Annotated in this window: 16 protein-coding genes; 7 read left to right on the forward strand and 9 right to left on the reverse strand. The window is 67.2% G+C overall.

Annotated features, from left to right (window positions below):
* Positions 1-48 precede the first annotated feature (48 nt).
* The 5 genes from AC1RQC_RS13755 (at position 49) to AC1RQC_RS13775 (ending at position 4,439) form a co-directional block, all read left to right on the forward strand.
* Positions 49-1,458 (forward strand): saccharopine dehydrogenase NADP-binding domain-containing protein, encoded by a 1,410-nt coding sequence (locus AC1RQC_RS13755; RefSeq protein ID WP_492883665.1) that lies wholly within the window; start codon positions 49-51, stop codon positions 1,456-1,458.
* Positions 1,455-2,627 (forward strand): glutathionylspermidine synthase family protein, encoded by a 1,173-nt coding sequence (locus AC1RQC_RS13760; protein WP_492883667.1) that lies wholly within the window; start codon positions 1,455-1,457, stop codon positions 2,625-2,627. The genes AC1RQC_RS13755 and AC1RQC_RS13760 overlap by 4 nt, the downstream gene beginning before the upstream one ends.
* Positions 2,628-2,653: 26 nt before the next feature.
* Entirely contained in the window at positions 2,654-3,397 is a 744-nt protein-coding gene (locus AC1RQC_RS13765; RefSeq protein WP_492373638.1) for a hypothetical protein, read from the forward strand.
* 60 nt (positions 3,398-3,457) lie between these two features.
* On the forward strand, positions 3,458-3,856 hold the full coding sequence (locus tag AC1RQC_RS13770; RefSeq protein ID WP_441637696.1) for a DUF350 domain-containing protein: 399 nt from the start codon (positions 3,458-3,460) through the stop codon (positions 3,854-3,856).
* Positions 3,857-4,106: 250 nt separating this feature from the next.
* Positions 4,107-4,439 (forward strand): H-NS family nucleoid-associated regulatory protein, encoded by a 333-nt coding sequence (locus tag AC1RQC_RS13775; RefSeq protein ID WP_492373637.1) that lies wholly within the window; start codon positions 4,107-4,109, stop codon positions 4,437-4,439.
* A 19-nt stretch (positions 4,440-4,458) separates the two neighbouring features.
* Here the strand turns inward: AC1RQC_RS13775 and AC1RQC_RS13780 are convergent, their stop codons facing one another.
* The 6 genes from AC1RQC_RS13780 to AC1RQC_RS13805 all read right to left on the reverse strand — a co-directional run bounded on the left by AC1RQC_RS13780 (position 4,459) and on the right by AC1RQC_RS13805 (position 9,093).
* Positions 4,459-4,818: a copper-binding protein gene (locus AC1RQC_RS13780; RefSeq protein WP_492373636.1), complete on the reverse strand. Its 360-nt coding sequence runs from the start codon at positions 4,816-4,818 to the stop codon at positions 4,459-4,461.
* A 65-nt stretch (positions 4,819-4,883) separates the two neighbouring features.
* The gene (locus tag AC1RQC_RS13785; RefSeq protein WP_492828280.1) at positions 4,884-5,393 is read right to left on the reverse strand and encodes a cupredoxin domain-containing protein; all 510 of its coding nucleotides are present in this window, start codon (positions 5,391-5,393) and stop codon (positions 4,884-4,886) included.
* Positions 5,394-5,422: 29 nt separating this feature from the next.
* On the reverse strand, positions 5,423-6,724 hold the full coding sequence (locus AC1RQC_RS13790) for a multicopper oxidase family protein (protein WP_492883670.1): 1,302 nt from the start codon (positions 6,722-6,724) through the stop codon (positions 5,423-5,425).
* 2 nt (positions 6,725-6,726) lie between these two features.
* Positions 6,727-8,151 (reverse strand): TolC family protein, encoded by a 1,425-nt coding sequence (locus tag AC1RQC_RS13795; RefSeq protein WP_492373634.1) that lies wholly within the window; start codon positions 8,149-8,151, stop codon positions 6,727-6,729.
* A 9-nt stretch (positions 8,152-8,160) separates the two neighbouring features.
* Positions 8,161-8,469 (reverse strand): hypothetical protein, encoded by a 309-nt coding sequence (locus AC1RQC_RS13800; RefSeq protein WP_150986579.1) that lies wholly within the window; start codon positions 8,467-8,469, stop codon positions 8,161-8,163.
* Between the two features lie 87 nt (positions 8,470-8,556).
* Positions 8,557-9,093 (reverse strand): hypothetical protein, encoded by a 537-nt coding sequence (locus AC1RQC_RS13805; RefSeq protein WP_492387198.1) that lies wholly within the window; start codon positions 9,091-9,093, stop codon positions 8,557-8,559.
* Between the two features lie 156 nt (positions 9,094-9,249).
* On the opposite strand from AC1RQC_RS13805, the gene AC1RQC_RS13810 reads away from it, so the two are divergent.
* Complete coding sequence (locus AC1RQC_RS13810; protein WP_492374689.1) at positions 9,250-9,924, forward strand: heavy metal response regulator transcription factor; 675 nt, start codon at positions 9,250-9,252, stop codon at positions 9,922-9,924.
* Between the two features lie 25 nt (positions 9,925-9,949).
* Entirely contained in the window at positions 9,950-11,395 is a 1,446-nt protein-coding gene (locus AC1RQC_RS13815; RefSeq protein WP_492883673.1) for a heavy metal sensor histidine kinase, read from the forward strand.
* Positions 11,396-11,502: 107 nt separating this feature from the next.
* Here the strand turns inward: AC1RQC_RS13815 and AC1RQC_RS13820 are convergent, their stop codons facing one another.
* The 3 genes from AC1RQC_RS13820 to AC1RQC_RS13830 are packed head-to-tail and all read right to left on the reverse strand — an operon-like array spanning position 11,503 to position 17,297.
* On the reverse strand, positions 11,503-14,709 hold the full coding sequence (locus AC1RQC_RS13820) for a CusA/CzcA family heavy metal efflux RND transporter (RefSeq protein ID WP_492883675.1): 3,207 nt from the start codon (positions 14,707-14,709) through the stop codon (positions 11,503-11,505).
* 14 nt (positions 14,710-14,723) lie between these two features.
* Positions 14,724-16,010: an efflux RND transporter periplasmic adaptor subunit gene (locus AC1RQC_RS13825; protein ID WP_492374692.1), complete on the reverse strand. Its 1,287-nt coding sequence runs from the start codon at positions 16,008-16,010 to the stop codon at positions 14,724-14,726.
* Positions 16,011-16,028: 18 nt separating this feature from the next.
* Positions 16,029-17,297 carry a TolC family protein gene (locus AC1RQC_RS13830; RefSeq protein WP_492883677.1) on the reverse strand — a complete coding sequence of 423 codons (1,269 nt, stop codon included), beginning with the start codon at positions 17,295-17,297 and terminating at the stop codon, positions 16,029-16,031.

Consider the following 17,297-nt stretch of genomic DNA (forward strand, 5'->3'; position numbering starts at 1 on the left):
ATTTTGCCGGCCCAGCCCGCGTGTTGGCCCGGCACGTTGTTTGTCATCATGTCTAGCAAGCGCATCGAGCATATCGTCATTGTCGGTTTTGGCTGCATCGGCCAGGCCATCCTGCCCTTGCTGGCGCAGGCGCACCCGGAAGCGGCGGTTACGGTTGTCGACCGGGCCATGGACGCCCACCGCCTGGCGCTGGCCCGGCAATACCGGGCCACGCCGCTGCATGCCACGGTAGCGCCGGACAACTTTGCGCGGGTGCTGAGTCCGCTGCTGGGGGCGCAAACCTGCCTGCTTAACCTGGCGCCCGCCGTGTGCAGCCGCGACCTGATCGCGCTGGCGCAGGCACACCATGCGCTCTACCTAGATAGCGGCATCGAACCATGGGACTACGAAGACGGCGCCGCCTCATCCCATCTGAGCAACTACGCTCTGCGCAGCGAGATGCTGGCATTTGCCCGCGGCCGCGAGCGGATGTCCACCGCGCTGGTTGCTCATGGCGCCAATCCCGGGCTGGTCTCGCTACTGGTCAAGGCGGCCTTGCTGAAACTCGCGCGGCACGCCGGCGTGCCGGACACCCCACCGCAGGACCAGGCTGGCTGGGCCCGGCTCGCGCGCCGGCTCGACGTGCGCGTGATCCAGGTGGCGGAGCACGACAGCCAGTGCGCCCCGGGCTATCCGGCGCACGGCGAATTCGCCAATACCTGGTCGGCCGACGGCTTCATCACGGAATGCCTGCAGGACGCCGAACTGGGCTGGGGCAGCCACGAGCCCGCGCTGCCTGCCGGTGGCCGGCGCCATGGCTACGGCAGCGATGCGGCGATCGTGCTGGACCGGCCCGGGCACCGCACCCGTGTGCGCTCCTGGTCCGCGCTGCACGGTCCGTTCGATGCCTACCTGATCACGCACAACGAATCGATCTCGATTGCCGAGTATTTCAGCTGTGCCACGCCCGGCGAGCCGCATTACCGGCCCACGGCCTACTACGCCTACCGTCCCACCCGCGCCACGATGGCATCCATGCAGTGGCTGGGCGAGCGCGACGCCAGCCGCATTGCCAGCCACCGCATCCTCAAGGACGAGATCGTCGATGGCGTGGATGAGCTTGGCGTGCTGCTGATGAGCGGGCGCCATGGTGCGGTGTGGCACGGCTCGCAGCTCGACATCCACCGGGCACGCGCGCTGGCGCCGCACAACTCCGCCACCAGCCTGCAGGTGGCCTCCAGCATCGTCGCCGGGATGCGCTGGGCGCAGGCCAATCCGGCGCGCGGTGTGACCGAGTCCGATGCCATGGATCACCACGCGGTGCTGGAGCACGCAGCCGGCTGGTGGGCGCCTCTCGTCACGCGCTTCACCGACTGGACGCCCAGGCCGGGCCGTCGCTCGCTGGCCTTCGACGAATTCCTCATTACCGCATCCGCGCCGGCGCCAACGCCGAGCGCCGCGGAGATCGCCCTGCCATGAAACGCATTGCCCAGACCCCGCGTGCCGACTGGCCGCAGCAGCTTGAGCGCATCGGTTTTCACTTCCACTCGCTCGACGAGCAAAACCTGCCGCGCCAGGTGGATCGCAACACGTTCTTCTACTGGCGCGAAGACGTCGCCTACGAGTTCGAGGCGCATGAGATCGAGGCGCTGTATGCCGCCGCGCTCGATCTGAACCAGCGCTGCCTGGAAGCCGTGCAGCACGTGATTGACCACAACCTGTTTGCGCGGCTCGCCATTGCCCCGGTTTTTGCCGAGTTGATCCGCACCTCCTGGGACCGCGACGAGCCGACGCTGTTCGGCCGCTTCGACATGACCATGGATGCGCTTGGCGTACCCAAGATGTACGAGTTCAACGCCGATACGCCCACCTCGCTGATCGAATCGAGCCTGGCGCAATGGTTCTGGAAGGCGGCGGTGCGCCCGGATGCCGACCAGTTCAACAGCCTGCATGAAGCGCTGGTGTCGCGCTGGCAATGGCTGCGCCGCCACTATCGCGACGCCAAGGTCCTGCATTTTGCCTGCATGTTTGACAGCCAGGAGGATGTCTGCAATGTCGAGTACCTGATGGACACGGCGCTGCAGGCAGGGTGGTCGGTCAAGCTCACCGACCTGGAGCAGGTTGGCTCCGATGGGCGCGGCGGCTTCTACGACGGCGACGACCAGCCGATGGAGCTGGTCTTCAAGCTCTACCCGTGGGAATGGATGGCCACTTCCGACTATCGCACGGAGCTGGCGGGCAGTGCGGTGCGATGGGTGGAGCCACCCTGGAAGGCCGTGCTCTCCAACAAGGCCATCCTGCCGATCCTGTGGGACCTGTTCCCCGGCCATCCGAATCTGCTCGAGGCCTCGTTTCGCGAAGCCACCTTTGCCGGGCGCTCTTACGCCAGGAAGCCGTTCCTGTCGCGCGAGGGCGAGAGCGTGGCGCTGGTGACCCCGCAGGGGCGTTTCGAGAATCCCGGCGAGTACGGCGAGGAAGGCTTCATCTACCAGGCTTACGCGAGCGCGCAGCGCTTTGACGATCGCTACACCACGCTCGGCGTATGGCTGGTCGACGACGTGCCCAGTGGCCTGTGCGTGCGCGAGGAACTGGGACCGATCGCCAAGAACACCAGCTTCTTCGTCCCGCATTATTTTCAGCACGGCTAATCCGAAGAAAGGAGAAACGCAGCGCAATGGCCAAGAAGAAAGGCAAGAAGGGCGGCCAGCCGTCAAAGTACGGCAGCTCCTACCAGCCGCGGGCGAGCGGCTCCAGCCGGTCCGCATGGTCCGGCCAGCCCGCGCTCCGGCGCAAGTCCCGCTCGCCGGCGCTATGGCTGATCGGCGCTTGCGCGCTGGCGGCCGGCGTGGCGGTGATCGGTTCATGCCGCGATGATGGCGACGATGAAGCCGTCACCGTGCGGCGTGCCAGCTATGCCTCGCAAGCCGATTGCGTGGCTGACTGGAATGCGCCCGAGGATTGCGAGGGCGTGCCGCTCGACAACATCTACGCCTCCAGCCTGGCGGATACGGGTGGTAGCGACGGCAGCAGCGCCAGCACGAGCAGCGGTGGCCATGGCGGCGGCTACTACGGCGGATATCACGGCGGCATGGCCCGCTGGTACGGCCCGTACTACACCGAGTCCGGCACCGTCTACCACCCAGACGGCACGCAGACCCGGCGCGACATGTCGAGCGGCAATTCGCGGCCCATGGGTGTCTATGACAGCAACGGCAACCTGACCCGCGTGAGCCAGGCGCCGGGCACGCCGCATGCGACGATGGTCGAGGAGGCCACGCTGAGCCGCGGCAGTCTCGGGCGTGGCGCGAGCGGCGGCATGTCGATGCGCGCGGCCGCTGTCAGCCGGGCGCCTGCCGTGTCCTCGCGCGGCGGCTTTACCAGCCGCTTTGGCGGGTCTGGGCGCTCCGGCGGCGGCTAAGGCCGCATCGCACCCTTTCAGATTCGCTCCAAATCCGGTCCAACCCAACCAGGAATCCACATGACATTGCCCCTACAACCGGTCTACGCCTACCTGATCTATATTCTCTCGAGCTTCGCCATGCTGGGGCTGTTTCTGCTCGTATACACGCGGATCACGCCGCACCGTGAGTTCGAACTGATACGCCAGGGCAATGTGGCGGCGGCCTTGTCGCTGGGCGGCGCGGTGCTAGGGTTTTCGCTGACGCTCTCGGCCAGCATCCAGCACAATGCCGCCTTCTCGATGTTCGTGCTGTGGGGCTTTGGCGCCTTCGTGGTGCAGGTGCTGGCCTATGTGCTGGTGGCGCGGGCGCTGCGCGGCGTCAGCGAGGAAATCACCGCGGATAATCGCGGCATGGGTGCGCTGATGGGGGTGGTATCGCTGGCGGCCGGCATTGTCAATGCCGCCTGCCTGGCCTAGTGTCGCCGCTGCTTTGGCATGCGGGCGGGCGCCGAGAGACGGAGTGTGCACCTTGCGGTGCGTTGGCGGGATCGGAGGGAGTGCCAGGGGCCGCGCGGCAACTGGCATTAACGCTTAGGAAATGTCTGCGCCAGCAAAGACGCAAGACCCTGTAAAATCTTGCCTCACAGGCGGCTTGACCCGCTGGATTGCCCCCCCTTCCTCCGCTTTGCCGGCCATCTGTCCGGCGGCAAAGTCAATTACGAAAGTCATGTCAGAGTCTGATGAAGCCAAACTAGCCGCGGCGACGTGGGTCCGTGAGCAGATGGATCGCCACGGCCTCACGCTCGACGATTTACTCGAAGCGGGCTGTTTCGCTGTCCCCCCGGCTCCGCCGGCACCGGCTCAGGCAGTGCCAAGGGCCACGCTGGCCGTTGCGCCCCCGGCTGCTGCGCCGGCGGCAGCCCCCGACCCGGAAAAGCCAGCCCGGGCGCTTTACCGCAACGCCATGGGCCAGAGTTGGGACGGTACCGGCGAGCGTCCGGAGTGGCTACAGCGGGCAGTCAACGCGGGGCAGACGGTCGATTTCTTCCGGGTCGGATAAACGTCGGAAAAACATCCTCTTACTTCCCTGGCGGCTGCACCACCAGCGCGGTTACCGTCAGCGCGCCGTTGGCCCGGATCACGCTGAACCTCACCTGGTCGCCTTCCTTGACCTGACCCAGCAGGGCCGGGTCTTGCACGCGGAAGATCATCGTCATGGCGCCCATATCCAGGTTGGTGATGGGGCCATGCTTGATGGTCAGCTTGCCAGCCGCGGCATCTACCTTGCGGATTTCCCCATCGGTCATTGGCACAGCCTCGGCTTGCGCCGCGCTGGCCGGGGCGAGAGCATTGCCGGCATTGGTGGCGGCCTGGGCCGGCAAGGTGGCGAAGGCTGCCAGTAGCGGCAGCAGCGCGAGCAGGTTCTTGCTGGGGTTCATTTGCATTCCTTCCTGGTTGGCTGGTATTGAATACAGGGCGCGGTGTCGCCGCGCCGCGAAATCGCTTAGCGCACGCTGACCTTGCCGCGCATGCCGGCGTCATAGTGGCCGGGCTGCAGGCAGGCAAAGTCCACCCGGCCACTGCGCGTAAAGCGCCACACCATGTCGCCGCGCTGGCTGGCTTCGAGCGTGACGGCGTTCGGGTCGGCGTGTTCCATCTCGGGCATCTTCAGCATCTCGGCGTAGTGCGCCTTCAGGTCGGCTTCGGTGCCGAGCACCATCTCATGCCGTAGCTTGCCTTCGTTGCGCACCACGAAGCGGACGGTCTCGCCAGCTTTGACCTGGATATTGGCCGGGCTGAAGCGCATGTTGTCGGTCATGCTGACCTGGATAGTGCGGCTCACGCTGGCCGCGTCGCCAGGCTCGCCAATAGCGCTGGCGGCGCTGGCGGCCTCGCCGGCATGATGGCCGCCGTGGTTGCCGGCGGCGATGGCGCCGGCGCACGGGAGGGCGAGGGCAACGGCACTGGCCACCGCCATCCAGGCGGTAGCGGCGCGGGATTTCCTGTTTCGCATGTTGTCTTTCCTTTTTCTGGCTGGCGTGGTCATTGGCTGGCGCCTGGCGTGCCGGCGTATTCGAAGGCAACCGTGCCTTTGGGATGGCGATACCAGCCGGGGTCGCGGTAGTCGTTGCGGCCAAGTCCGGCGCGCACCTTGAGCACCGTGAACATGCCGCCCATTTCGATCGGCCCGAATGGTCCCTGTCCTGTCATCATCGGCAAGGTGTTGTCCGGCAACGGCATCTCCATGCCGCCCATGTCCGCCATGCCTGCCTCGCCCATCGCCATGTACTCCGGTACCAGCGCGTTCATCCGCTTGGCCAGGTCCTTTTGCTTGACGCCGATCATGGTCGGCAGCTGATGGCCCATCGCGTTCATGGTGTGGTGGGACTTGTGGCAGTGGAAGGCCCAGTCGCCGGGGTTGTCGGCGATGAATTCGATGGCGCGCATCTGTCCCACCGCCACGTCGGTGGTCACCTCCGGCCAGCGCGCGGACGGGGGCACCCAGCCACCGTCCGTGCCGCTCACCTCGAAGCGGTGCCCGTGCAGGTGGATCGGGTGGTTGGTCATGGTCAGGTTGCCAAAGCGTATCCGCACGCGATCGCCCAGGCGTACCGGCAGGCTGTCGATGCCCGGGAACACGCGGCTGTTCCAAGTCCACATATTGAAATCCGTCATCTCGGCCACGCGCGGCGTGTAGGAGCCGGGGTCGATGTCGTAGGCCGAGATCAGGAACACAAAATCGCGATCGACCCGCATCTGCGCCGGGTCTTTCGGATGCACCACAAGGAAACCCATCATGCCCATTGCCATCTGCACCATCTCGTCGGAATGCGGGTGGTACATGAAGGTGCCGGCGTGCTTCATCTCGAACTCGTAGACAAAGGTCATGCCGGGCGGGATATGCGGCTGTGAGAGGCCGCCGACACCGTCCATGCCCGCCGGCAGGATGATGCCGTGCCAGTGCACGGTGGTGTGTTCCGGCAGCTTGTTGGTGACGAAAATCCGCACCTTGTCGCCTTCCACGCACTCGATGGTGGGGCCGGGGCTCTGGCCGTTGTAGCCCCACAGGTGCGCCTTCATGCCGGGCGCGAACTCGCGCTCGACGGGCTCCGCCACCAGGTGGAACTCCTTCCAGCCTTGGCGCATGCGCCAGGGCAGGGTCCAGCCGTTGAGGGTCACTACCGGGTTGTACGGGCGGCCAGTGGCAGGCGCCAGCGGCGGCTGGGTGGCGGGGCTGGCTTGCAGCGCGGCCTCGGGCAGCACCGCGGCGCCGGCGCGCGTCACCAGCGCCGCGCCGAGCATGGTGGCGCCGGAGCCATGCAGGAATTGTCTTCGGGTAACCATGGTCATTGTCCTTTGGGCGTGGCGGGCGAGGCCGGGGTGGGGGATGCAGGCGCAGGCAATGCGCTGCCGTCCGGCAGCCGTCCGCCGAGCGCGCCTTGCAGCTCGGTTTCGGCCACCCAGTATTCGCGCAGCGCATCGAGATAGCCGTTGACGGCGCCGACCTGCTCGCGCGCGTCGGCCAGCAGCTCGAACACGCTGACCAGCATGCCGTTGTAGCGCAGCATGCCTTCGTCGGAGATGCGCTTGCGCAGCGGCACTACCTCGTCGCGGTAATGCCGGGCGATGTCGTAGCGCGCCTGATAGCTGGCGTAGGTCTCGCGCACTTCCGAGCGGGCATTGATGGCACGCTCGGCGAGCCGGCTGGCGGCCTGCATGTAGACCGCTTCGGCACGCGCCACGCGGGCGCCGCCCCAGTCAAACAGCGGGATCTCGATATCGATGCCGTAGCCGGTCTCGCGCGGCTTGCCGGTTTCCGAGTTGTGCAGGTAGCTCACGTCCAGCACGCTGATAAAGCGCGTAGCGCGGGTCAGTCCAAGCGAGCGCGCCAGGCTATCCAGTTGCAGCTTGCCGGCTTGCAGGTCGAGGCGGCTGGCAATGGCATAGCCCTCCAGGTCCGCCATGGCGGGACGCCCCTTCGGCAAGTCCGGCAGGCGTTCGGGGAGCCGGTATTGCGCGCCGGTGCCCCACAGGCCAAGCCGGCGCGTGAGCTGCTCGCGCGCGGCCAGTGCCTGCTGCCGGGTGCGGGCCAGCTGGGTCGCGGCCTCGGCGTAAAAGGCCTGCTCACGCGCGTGATCGAGCGCGCTGACGTTGCCTGCACGCGCCAGGTCGCGGGCGAACAGCGCGCCTGTTTCGGCGGCGTTCTTGACCTGCTCCGCATAGCGCGCCGATTGCTCCGCGGCCACCGCGTTGACGAAGGCCTTGCGAGTTTCCAGCGCCTGGCGCAGCAAAGTGTCGGCCACGGCGAGCCGGGTTTGGGTAAAGCGGTCCTGCTCGATGCGGGCCGCCAGCGGAAGCACCAGCAGGTTCATCAGGCCGACAGAGATGGCGCGGTCGATCTTGAGGTCGTCGCCCTGGCGCGTGCGGCTGAAGGAGAATCCCGGATTGGGCAGGCGCGTTGCCTGGACATACTCGGCCTCGGAAATGCCCAGGTCCGCAAAGGCCGCCTGCAGGCCGGCATTGTTGAGCAGCGCGATCTGCACGGCGCTGTCGGCGTCGAGCGGCTGCGCCAGCAAGGCCTGGGTGCGCTCGTAGACGGCGGCGCGGTCCTGGTCGGAGCGGACCCAGATGGCCTCCTTGCCGAGGCGCTCGCGCGCGGCGGTGGCCGCGGTGCCGAAGCCACCATCGGCGGAAAATCCGGCGCAGCCGGCCAGCAGCAGGGCGCAGGCCGCCGCGGCCAGTCCCGGCCGGATTGGCAATGGGAAAGACATGTGGCCTCCTTAGTGGTGGTGGCCGTGGCCGGCGGCAGCGGGCTTGGCCGCTGGTGTCGACGCGGGCATGGACATGGGCGCATTGGCGCCCGTTGCGTCCTTGCCCGCCATCGGCGTGACCTGCGCGTTGGACTCGCGCCATGGGGCGATGGCTTGCGCCTGGAATGGCACGTAGCCCGCCAGCACGTTCGGTGCCGGCAGCGGCGGCACGGATGCGCGCGGATCGAGTGGATCGGCGGCGGGTGCGCTGGACTGGGCCGACGACAAGGTCGGCCCGAGCACCAGGCAAGCCGCCGCAAGAATGCGGACGAAATGCATGACAACCTCAGTGTTCGTGGGATGCGCGAATGACGGCGCGGGGTAAGACGAACGGGGGGCGAGCGTGCGCTGGACGCACCTCGGGTGTCAGCAGCGTGCGGCGGGCGGGCGGTCGGAGGGGGCGGGGAGGAAGCCGGCGTAGGCGGCCAGGGCGGCTACCGGTGCGGCGTGGCCATGGCTGGCCAGGGCGAGCTCAGGCAGGATGGTGGGCATGATGGCCCCGAGCGCGCAGGCCGAGCAGGCGCTGCAGGCGCCACCGGCGCCATGGCTGGCGTGGTGATCCTGATGGTCTTGATGGGCTGGCTGGCCAGTCATGCCGGTCATGCCAGATTCACTGACCATCTCGTCCCGCTGCTGGGCCGGGTCCGCCGCGTCATGGCAATGCGCGCCGGCATGGCTGCCAAGGGCGGTTTCCGCCTGCGACTTCATGGCCGCATGGCGTAACATCATCGATTCCACGGCCGGCGAATCGGCCGGCAGTACGACGGATGGCACCTGCGCCGAAGGCCACGATTGCACAGATTGCGCCGCGCTGCAGACCATCATGACTGCCGCCGCGACACCCTGTGCGGGCAGCGCGATCATGGCAAGGCATAACAGGAAGTAGCTAAGGACGCGTTTCATCGGGGCAGGGGAATGAGCAGCCGATATTGTACCTGCATCGAAAGGTGCGGTAGCGTGACGCCAACATGACAATGCTGACATCTTCGGCTGCGGCGGTGCTTCCTCGTATAGCGTGTCGGTCTAGCGGGGCCGGCTGATGGCCCGGAGTGAATAACTATGCGCATATTGATTGTCGAAGACGAGCCCAAGGCAGGTGACTACCTGCGCAAGGGCCTGAGCGAATCCGGTTTCGTGGTGGACCTGGCGCGCGATGGCGTGGACGGCCTGGCCCACGCACGCGGGCAGGAGTACGACCTCATCGTGCTGGATGTGATGCTGCCGGGCATGGATGGCTGGCAGGTGCTCCAGGAACTGCGGCGCGAGCGCGATACGCCGGTCCTGTTCCTCACCGCGCGCGACGAGCTTTCCGACCGGCTCAAGGGCCTGGAGCTGGGCGCGGACGACTACATGGTCAAGCCCTTCGCCTTCGCCGAGCTGGTCATGCGCATCCGCACCATCCTGCGGCGCGGCCCGCTGCGTGAAAGCGAGCTGATCGAAGTAGCGGACCTGCAGATCGATACCGTCAAGCGCCGCGTCACGCGCGACGGCCAGAAGCTGGAACTGACCTCCAAGGAGTTCGCGCTGCTGCAACTGCTGGCGCGCCGCAGCGGCGAAGTGCTGTCGCGTTCGCTGATTGCCTCCCACGTCTGGGACATGAATTTCGACAGCAACACCAATGTGGTCGATGTCTCCATCCGCCGGCTGCGTGCCAAGGTCGATGACCCATTTCCCGCCAAGCTGATCCACACGCGCCGGGGCATGGGCTACGTGCTGGAAGAGGAAGCCCGGTGAGCCGGTCCATGTCAGGGGCCGCCGCTTGATCCGCGCCGTACTCCGCCTGCCGGCATCGCTCACGGCACGGCTGGCGCTGGCCTACGGCGCTGCCACTGTGGCCATCCTGGTGGCCGTTGGCACCTACCTGGCGAGCGCGCTTGCCGCCCAGTTGCAGGATCGCGACGAGAGCGAACTGGTCAGCGAAGTGCTGCTGGTGCGCCATCTGCTGCGCGAGGTGGGCTCGGAGGCGGAGATTCGCGCCGACACGCATCGCTTCGCCGATCTCGCGCTGGGCCATGAAGGATTGATCCTGCTGGTGCGCGGCAGCGGCGGCGAGCCGCTGGTCACCCTGAACCCACGCCATGAGCCGGTGCCGGCATTGCCGGTGCTGCCGGCGGCCACACCGCCCGACAAATCCCAGCTGCATACTTGGTATCCCCGCAATGGCGTCGCCTCGCGCGGCATCTCCGCGCTCGGGCAGTTGGGGGATTCCGAGCGCGCGGTCGAGATCGTGGTGCTGCGTGATGCCGGGTATCGCGTGGCGCTGATGAAGGCCTACCAGACGCAGATGCTGTGGGCAACGCTATGCGGCGCGGCGGTCGCGGCGGGGCTGGGATACCTGCTGGCCAGGCGCGGCCTGCGCCCGCTCAGGCGCATGGCGCAGGACGCTTCCGCCGTCACCATGAGCCGGCTCGCCACGCGGCTCGATGCCGGCCAGGCGCCCACCGAGGTGCGCGCGCTTGTCGCCGCGCTGAACGACATGCTGGCACGGCTGGAAGACGGCTTCCATCGGCTCTCCGAATTCTCTGCCGACCTGGCGCACGATTTTCGTACGCCCATCAGCAACCTGATCGGCCAGACCCAGGTCACGCTGGGCCATAGCCGCCCGGTGCAGGAGTACGAGAACCTGCTGGAATCCAACCTCGAAGAATACGAGCGGCTGGCCCGCATGATCGAGAACATGCTGTTCCTTGCGCGCGCGGATCATGCCCAGGTGGCCATGAAGGTGCGAGAGCTGGACGCGCGCGCGGAGCTGGACAAGGTTGCCGAGTACTATGAAGCCGTGGCGGCGGACCGCGACATCAAGGTACAACTTGCAGGCCAGGGCGCCGTGCGCGCTGACCAGACGCTGCTGCGGCGCGCGGTGACCAACCTCGTCGACAACGCCTTGCGGCACGCGCCCGCGGGCAGTGCCGTGGACATCCGGGTAGCGGCGGACACCGCCGCTACCCGGATCCAGGTGAGCAACGGGGGCACCGGCATTGCCGCCGAGGCGCTGCCGCATGTGTTCGGGCGTTTTTACCGAGGCGATCCCGCGCGCAGCAATTCGGCGGGTTCGACCGGGCTTGGGCTGGCCATCGTGGATACGATCATGCGGCTGCACGGAGGCAGTGTGAGCATGCGCAGCCGGCCCGGTGAGACGGTGGCGGAGCTGATGTTTCCGATGCAACATGCCCGGTCCGCGGCAGACCCGGCGGGTAGAGGTTAAGAGCCCGCTTGTTGCCACGCATTGCCACACATGTGAACGCGTCACCATGCCATGGCGCAGCGGTGCTTGATGGCAGGAGCGGCGTGCCACTCCTGCTGCCGCCAGGATTAGCCGTTGGGCAATGCCGGTGGCACCGGCAAGCTGCCAGCCAGGCGTTCGCTGCCTGCGTCATCTTCCACGCCAGCCTCATCCTTGTCGCGCCGATGCGCCAGCCGGTACAGCACCGGCAGCACCAGCAGGGTCAGCGCGGTGGAAGACAGGATGCCACCTATCACCACCGTGGCCAGCGGACGCTGTACCTCGGCCCCGGTCCCGGTGGCAATCGCCATCGGGATAAAGCCCAGCGATGCCACCAGCGCGGTCATCAGCACCGGGCGCAGCCGGGTCAGCGCACCGGTGTGGATGGCTTCATCGAGCGGCTTGCCTTCTTCGCGCAGGCTGCGGATGAAGGACAGCATCACCAGCCCGTTGAGCACCGCCACGCCGGACAAAGCGATAAAGCCCACCGCCGCCGAGATCGACAGCGGAATGCCCCGCAGCCACAGCGCCAGGATGCCGCCAGTGAGCGCAAAGGGGATACCGGTAAAGACCAGCAGGCCATCGCGCACATTGCCGAACATGGCAAACAGCAGCACGAACACCATCAGCAGCGCCACGGGCACCACGATCTGCAGCCGCGTGGCGGCCGATTGCAACTGCTCGAAGGTGCCACCCCAGGTGACCCAATAGCCCGCCGGGACCTTGACCTGACGATCCAGCGACGCCATCGCCTCGGGCACGAAGGTACCCACGTCGCGCCCGCGCACGTTGGCGCTGACCACGATGCGGCGCTTGCCGTTCTCGCGCGAGACCTGGTTGGGGCCCGGGGCCAGCGTTAGTGTGGCCACTTCGCCCAGCGGGATATAGCTGGCGGCTGCCGTATTTCCCTTCGGCAAGGGAATCGGCAGCCGGCGCAGCGCCTCCACATCGCCACGGATGCCTTCCGGCAGGCGTACGCCGATATTGAAGCGGCGGTCGCCCTGGAAGAAGATGCCGGCGTCCTTGCCGCCCACGGCAATGGCCACGGTGTCCTGCACGTCGATCATGTTGAGGCCGTAGCGGGCCGCGCGGGCGCGGTCCACGTCCACCGTCAGCATTGGCAGGCCGCTGGTCTGCTCGACCTTGACCTCGGTTGCGCCGGGCACGGCCCGCAGCACGGTGGCGACCTTTTGCGCGGTGTCCTCCAGCACGGCGTTGTCGTCACCGAAGATCTTCACGGCCACGTCGCTGCGCACCCCGGAGATCAGCTCGTTGAAGCGCAGCTGGATCGGCTGCGAGAACTCGTACTTGTTGCCGGGGATGGTTGCCAGTTCGGCCTCCATTTCCGCCAGCAGCTGCTCGCGCGTCTTGGACGGATCGGGCCACTTCGCCCGAGGCCTGAGCATGATGTAGCCATCCGAGGCGTTGGGCGGCATCGGGTCCGAGGCGATCTCGGCAGTGCCGGTGCGAGCGAAGACGCGCTCGATTTCGGGGAATTTCTCCTTGAGGCGCGTCTCGATCTGCTGCTGCATGGCGAGCGACTGGGTGAGGCTGGTGCCGGGAATGCGCAGCGCCTGCACGGCGAAATCCCCTTCGTTCAGATTGGGGATGAACTCGCTGCCCAGCCGCGTCGCCACCAGGCCGCTCAACAGCACCGCCACCGCGGCAAGGGTCAGCACCACCGGTGTGTTGGCGATGGTCTTGCCGAGCATGGGCGCGTAGGCGCGCTTGGCCCACAGCATCAGGCGGTTTTCCTTCTCGGCCACCTTGTCGCCGATAAACAGCGCCACGGCCGCCGGCACGAAGGTGACCGACAGGATCATCGCGCCGATCAGCGCCAGCACCACGGTCATCGCCATGGGGTGGAACATCTTGCCCTCCACGCCGGTCAGCGCAAAGATCGGGATGTACACGATCATGATGATGAGCTGGCCGAAGATCAGCGGGCGGCGTGCCTCGCGGGAGGCCGCAAAGACTTCGTGGAAGCGTTCGCTGCGGGTGAGCGGGCGGCCGTGCTGTTGCTGGGCATGGGCGAGGCGCCGCACGCAGTTCTCCACGATCACCACGGCGCCGTCGATGATGATGCCGAAGTCCAGTGCGCCCAGGCTCATCAGGTTGGCGCTGATCTTGTAGCTCACCATGCCGGTGAAGGTAAACAGCATGGACAGCGGGATGACCAGCGCGGTGATGATGGCGGCGCGCAGGTTGCCGAGGAACAGGAAGAGAATCACGATCACCAGGATCGCGCCCTCGACCAGGTTCTTCTTGACGGTGGCGATGGCGCGGTCCACCAGCACGGTGCGGTCGTACACGGTGACGGCCTTGACGCCGGCGGGCAGCGAGCGGTTGATGGCGGCCATGCGCTGGTCCACCGCTTGCGACACGGCACGGCTGTTCTCGCCGATCAGCATGAAGACGGTGCCCAGCACCACTTCGCGCCCGTTGTCGGTGGCCGCGCCGGTGCGCAGTTCGCGGCCGATGCCCACGTCCGCCAGGTCGCGGATGCGGATGGGCTGGCCCTGCGCGCTGCCCACGATGATCTCGCGGATATCGTCGACGGACCTGACTTGCCCCGGCGCGCGCACCAGGTATTGCTCGCCGCGCCGCTCGATATAGCCGGCGCCCACGTTGGCGTTGTTCTTCTCCAGCGCCACCACCACGTCCTGCAGGCTCAGGCCGTAGGAGGCCATCCGTTCCGGGCTGGGCGCCACCAGGTACTCCTTGGCGAAGCCGCCGATGGAGTTGATCTCGGTGACGCCGGGCACCGTGCGCAGCTGCGGCTTGATGACCCAGTCCTGGATCTCGCGCAGGTCGGTAGGCGTGTAGGGCGTGCCATCGGCCTTCCTGGCGCCGTCCTCGGCTTCCACCGTCCACAGGTAGATCTCGCCGAGCCCGGTGGAGATCGGGCCCATCTGTGGCGCAACGCCTGTGGGCAGGTTCTGCGCGGCTTCCTGGATACGCTGGTTGACCAGCTGGCGCGCGAAGTAGATATCGGTGCCGTCCTTGAAGATCACTGTCACCTGCGACAAGCCATAGCGCGACAGCGAGCGGGTTTGCTCCAGGCCCGGCAGGCCGGACATCGCGGTCTCGATCGGGTAGGTGACGCGCTGCTCGGTTTCCAGCGGCGAATAGCCTGGCGCGGAGGTGTTGACCTGTACCTGCACGTTGGTGATGTCGGGCACGGCGTCGATGGGCAGCCGGCTGTAGTTGTAGATGCCGAGCGCCGCCATGGCGACCACCGCCAGCAGCACCAGCCACCGCTGCTCGATGGCAAAGCGGATCAGTCTTTCAAACATGAGGGATTCTCCGCTTAGTGGCTATGTTCGGCGCCGGCCTTGCCAAGCTCGGCCTTGATCACGAAGCTGTTGCCTGCCACGTATTGCGTGCCGGCTTTCAGGCCTTCGGTGATCTCCACCAGCTTGCCGTCGCTGCGGCCGGTCTTGACCGGCTGCGCCTGGAAGCCGCCTGGAACGACAGCGAATACCACCTGCTGATCGCCGTTGCTTTGCAGGGCTTCGGCCTCGATCGCCACCGGCACCTCGGCGCTGGAGTCGGTCACGCCCACGGTGACGAACAGGCCGGGACGCCAGGCCGTCTTGGGGTTGGGCAGCGTGACGCGGGCGGTGGCGGTGCGCGTTTGCTGGCCCAGCAGCGAGCCGACATACGAGACCGTGCCTTCTGCCTTGCCGTCGAAGGCGGTGGAGGCGATCTTCACCTTCTCGCCAACCCGCACGCGATCCAGGTCTTTGGGCGCGATCACGAACTCGGCCCATACTGTGCTGAGGTCGGAGATGACGAACACGTTGGCGTCGGCCGCCACAGCTTCGCCCAGCGCCAGGTGCTTTTCGACCACGGTGCCGTCGAAGGGCGCGCGCAGCTCGAAACGGTTGAGCGACCTGGCGCTGCCTGCGTTGCCGCTGGCACCGATGGCGGTTAGCTTTTGCATGGCGTTTTGCGTGGCGATGCGGGCTTCCTGCAGCGCGGTGCGCGCGGCCAGGTAGTCCTGCTCGGCGGAGATCTTGTCCTCCCACAGCTTCTTCTCGCGCTGGAAGGTGGATTCGGCCAGCTCCAGGCGTTTTTGCGCGGCCAGCAGTTCGCTGCGCTGGTCGGACAGCGCGGTGCTAGCCAGCACCGCCAGCAAATCGCCTTTCTTCACCTGTTGCCCCAGGTTGGCGGACACGCCTTCCACCACGCCGGCTACGCGCGGCACCACGTGGGCCGTGCGGTCCTCGTTGAAGCGGATCTCGCCGGGGAAGGATGCCGTGCCCTCGATGTGCGCTGGTCCTGCCGTGCGCAGCGTGAGCCCGGCCGCCTGGACCTGCGCCGGGGTCATCTCGATGTGGCCTTCTTTTTCTTGCGTGTCGTGGTGCTCCCCGTCGGTGTGCCGGGCGGCGTCGCCGTGCGCCGCGCTGGCCGGCCCGCCGTGATGCTCGCCGTCGCCGTGGGCCGCGTCTTCGCTATGCGCGCCTGCTGCGTGAGCAGCTTCGGTCGTGGCGTCGGCGCTGCCGCGCCCAGTGAAGATCAATCCCGCGGCTGCGATGGCGCCGCCCGCCAGGATGATGGCGATGCTCGTTTTTTGCTTGTTGCTGATTGCCATGATGGAATTCCTTTGGTGCTAGCGGCCAAGAATGCGGTCGATGGTGGTGGCTGCCTGATAGGCATTGGCGACCACGCCGAGATAGCGGATGCGCGCCTGGAACCAGGTGCGCTGCGCATCGAGCACGTCGAGGAAGTTGAATTTGCCGGCTTCGAAGCCGCGCGTGGCGGCCTCATAGGCCTGCTGGGCGGCCGGTAGCACGGTGCCCTTTAGCGAGTCGGCCGAGCTCCGCGATACGCTCAGTTGGCGCGTGGCCTGCTGCAGCGCATTGGCGAGCCGCACCTGCGTGGCGCGGTACTCGTCGGCCGCTTTGTCGGCCTGGCGCAGCGCGGTGTAGAGATTGCCCTGGTTGCGGTCGAACAGCGGCAGCGGCAGCGACACGCCCAGCACGGGCATGGTGCCGCGGTCTGAGCCGTTGTCGCGCTTGCTGCCCAGGCTGACGGTCAGGTCGGGGTACTGGCGGCTGCGCTCCACGCCGATGATGGCCTGCCTGCGTTCCAGTTCCAGCCGCTGGCTTGCCAGTTCCGGCGCGCTGTCCAGCGCTTGGGCGAGGCTGGCGCCGTCGGGCCGCGCGGGCAGGGTGTCCAGGTTGCCGGCGGCTTCCTGGAAGCGGGCTTCGCTGCTGCCCCAAAGGCCGGCCAGGGACTGGCGTGCCATCGCGAGTGCCGCCTCGGCGTCGGCGACCTCGAGTTCCGCATTGGCCTGCTCCACGCGCGCCTTGCTCTCTTCTAGTGGCGCGATCTTGCCGGCGGCTACGCGGCGGATTGCCGCCTGTGCGCCCTTGGCGGCGATCTCGGCCGAGCCACGCGCCAGCTTGACGCGCTCCTGCGCGATGACCACCGCGAAGAAGCCGCCAACCACGGCCGCGCGCAGGTCGGTGCGCGTTGCGCCCAGTTGCGATTGGGCCAGCTCGCGCGCCTTCTGCGCGGCGCCGATGCGCGCGGCGCGCTTGCCGCCGAGCTCGATCGGCAGGTTGACTTGGGCCGTGGTGGTGCGGGTGTCGCGGCGGTTGTCCTCGAGGAGCACCGCGACTTCCGGGTTGGGGATGGTGCGGGCCTGCATGATGCCGCCGTCGGCGGCATCGAGCTCATGGCTGGCGGCCGAGAGCGTGAAGTTGCGCCCGGCCGCGAGGGCGAGCGCATCGTCCAGCGTGAGCGTGCCGACGGGCTCGGGGATCTGTTGCGCCGCTTGCGCGGCGGGCAATGGGGTCGTCGCCGCGTTCTGGGCGAACGCGGCAGGGCTGAGCAAAGCTGCCGCCAGCCCGAGCGGCATCACAAGTGTTCTCAT

Source organism: Cupriavidus sp. GW822-FHT03E04 (assembly GCF_058801495.1).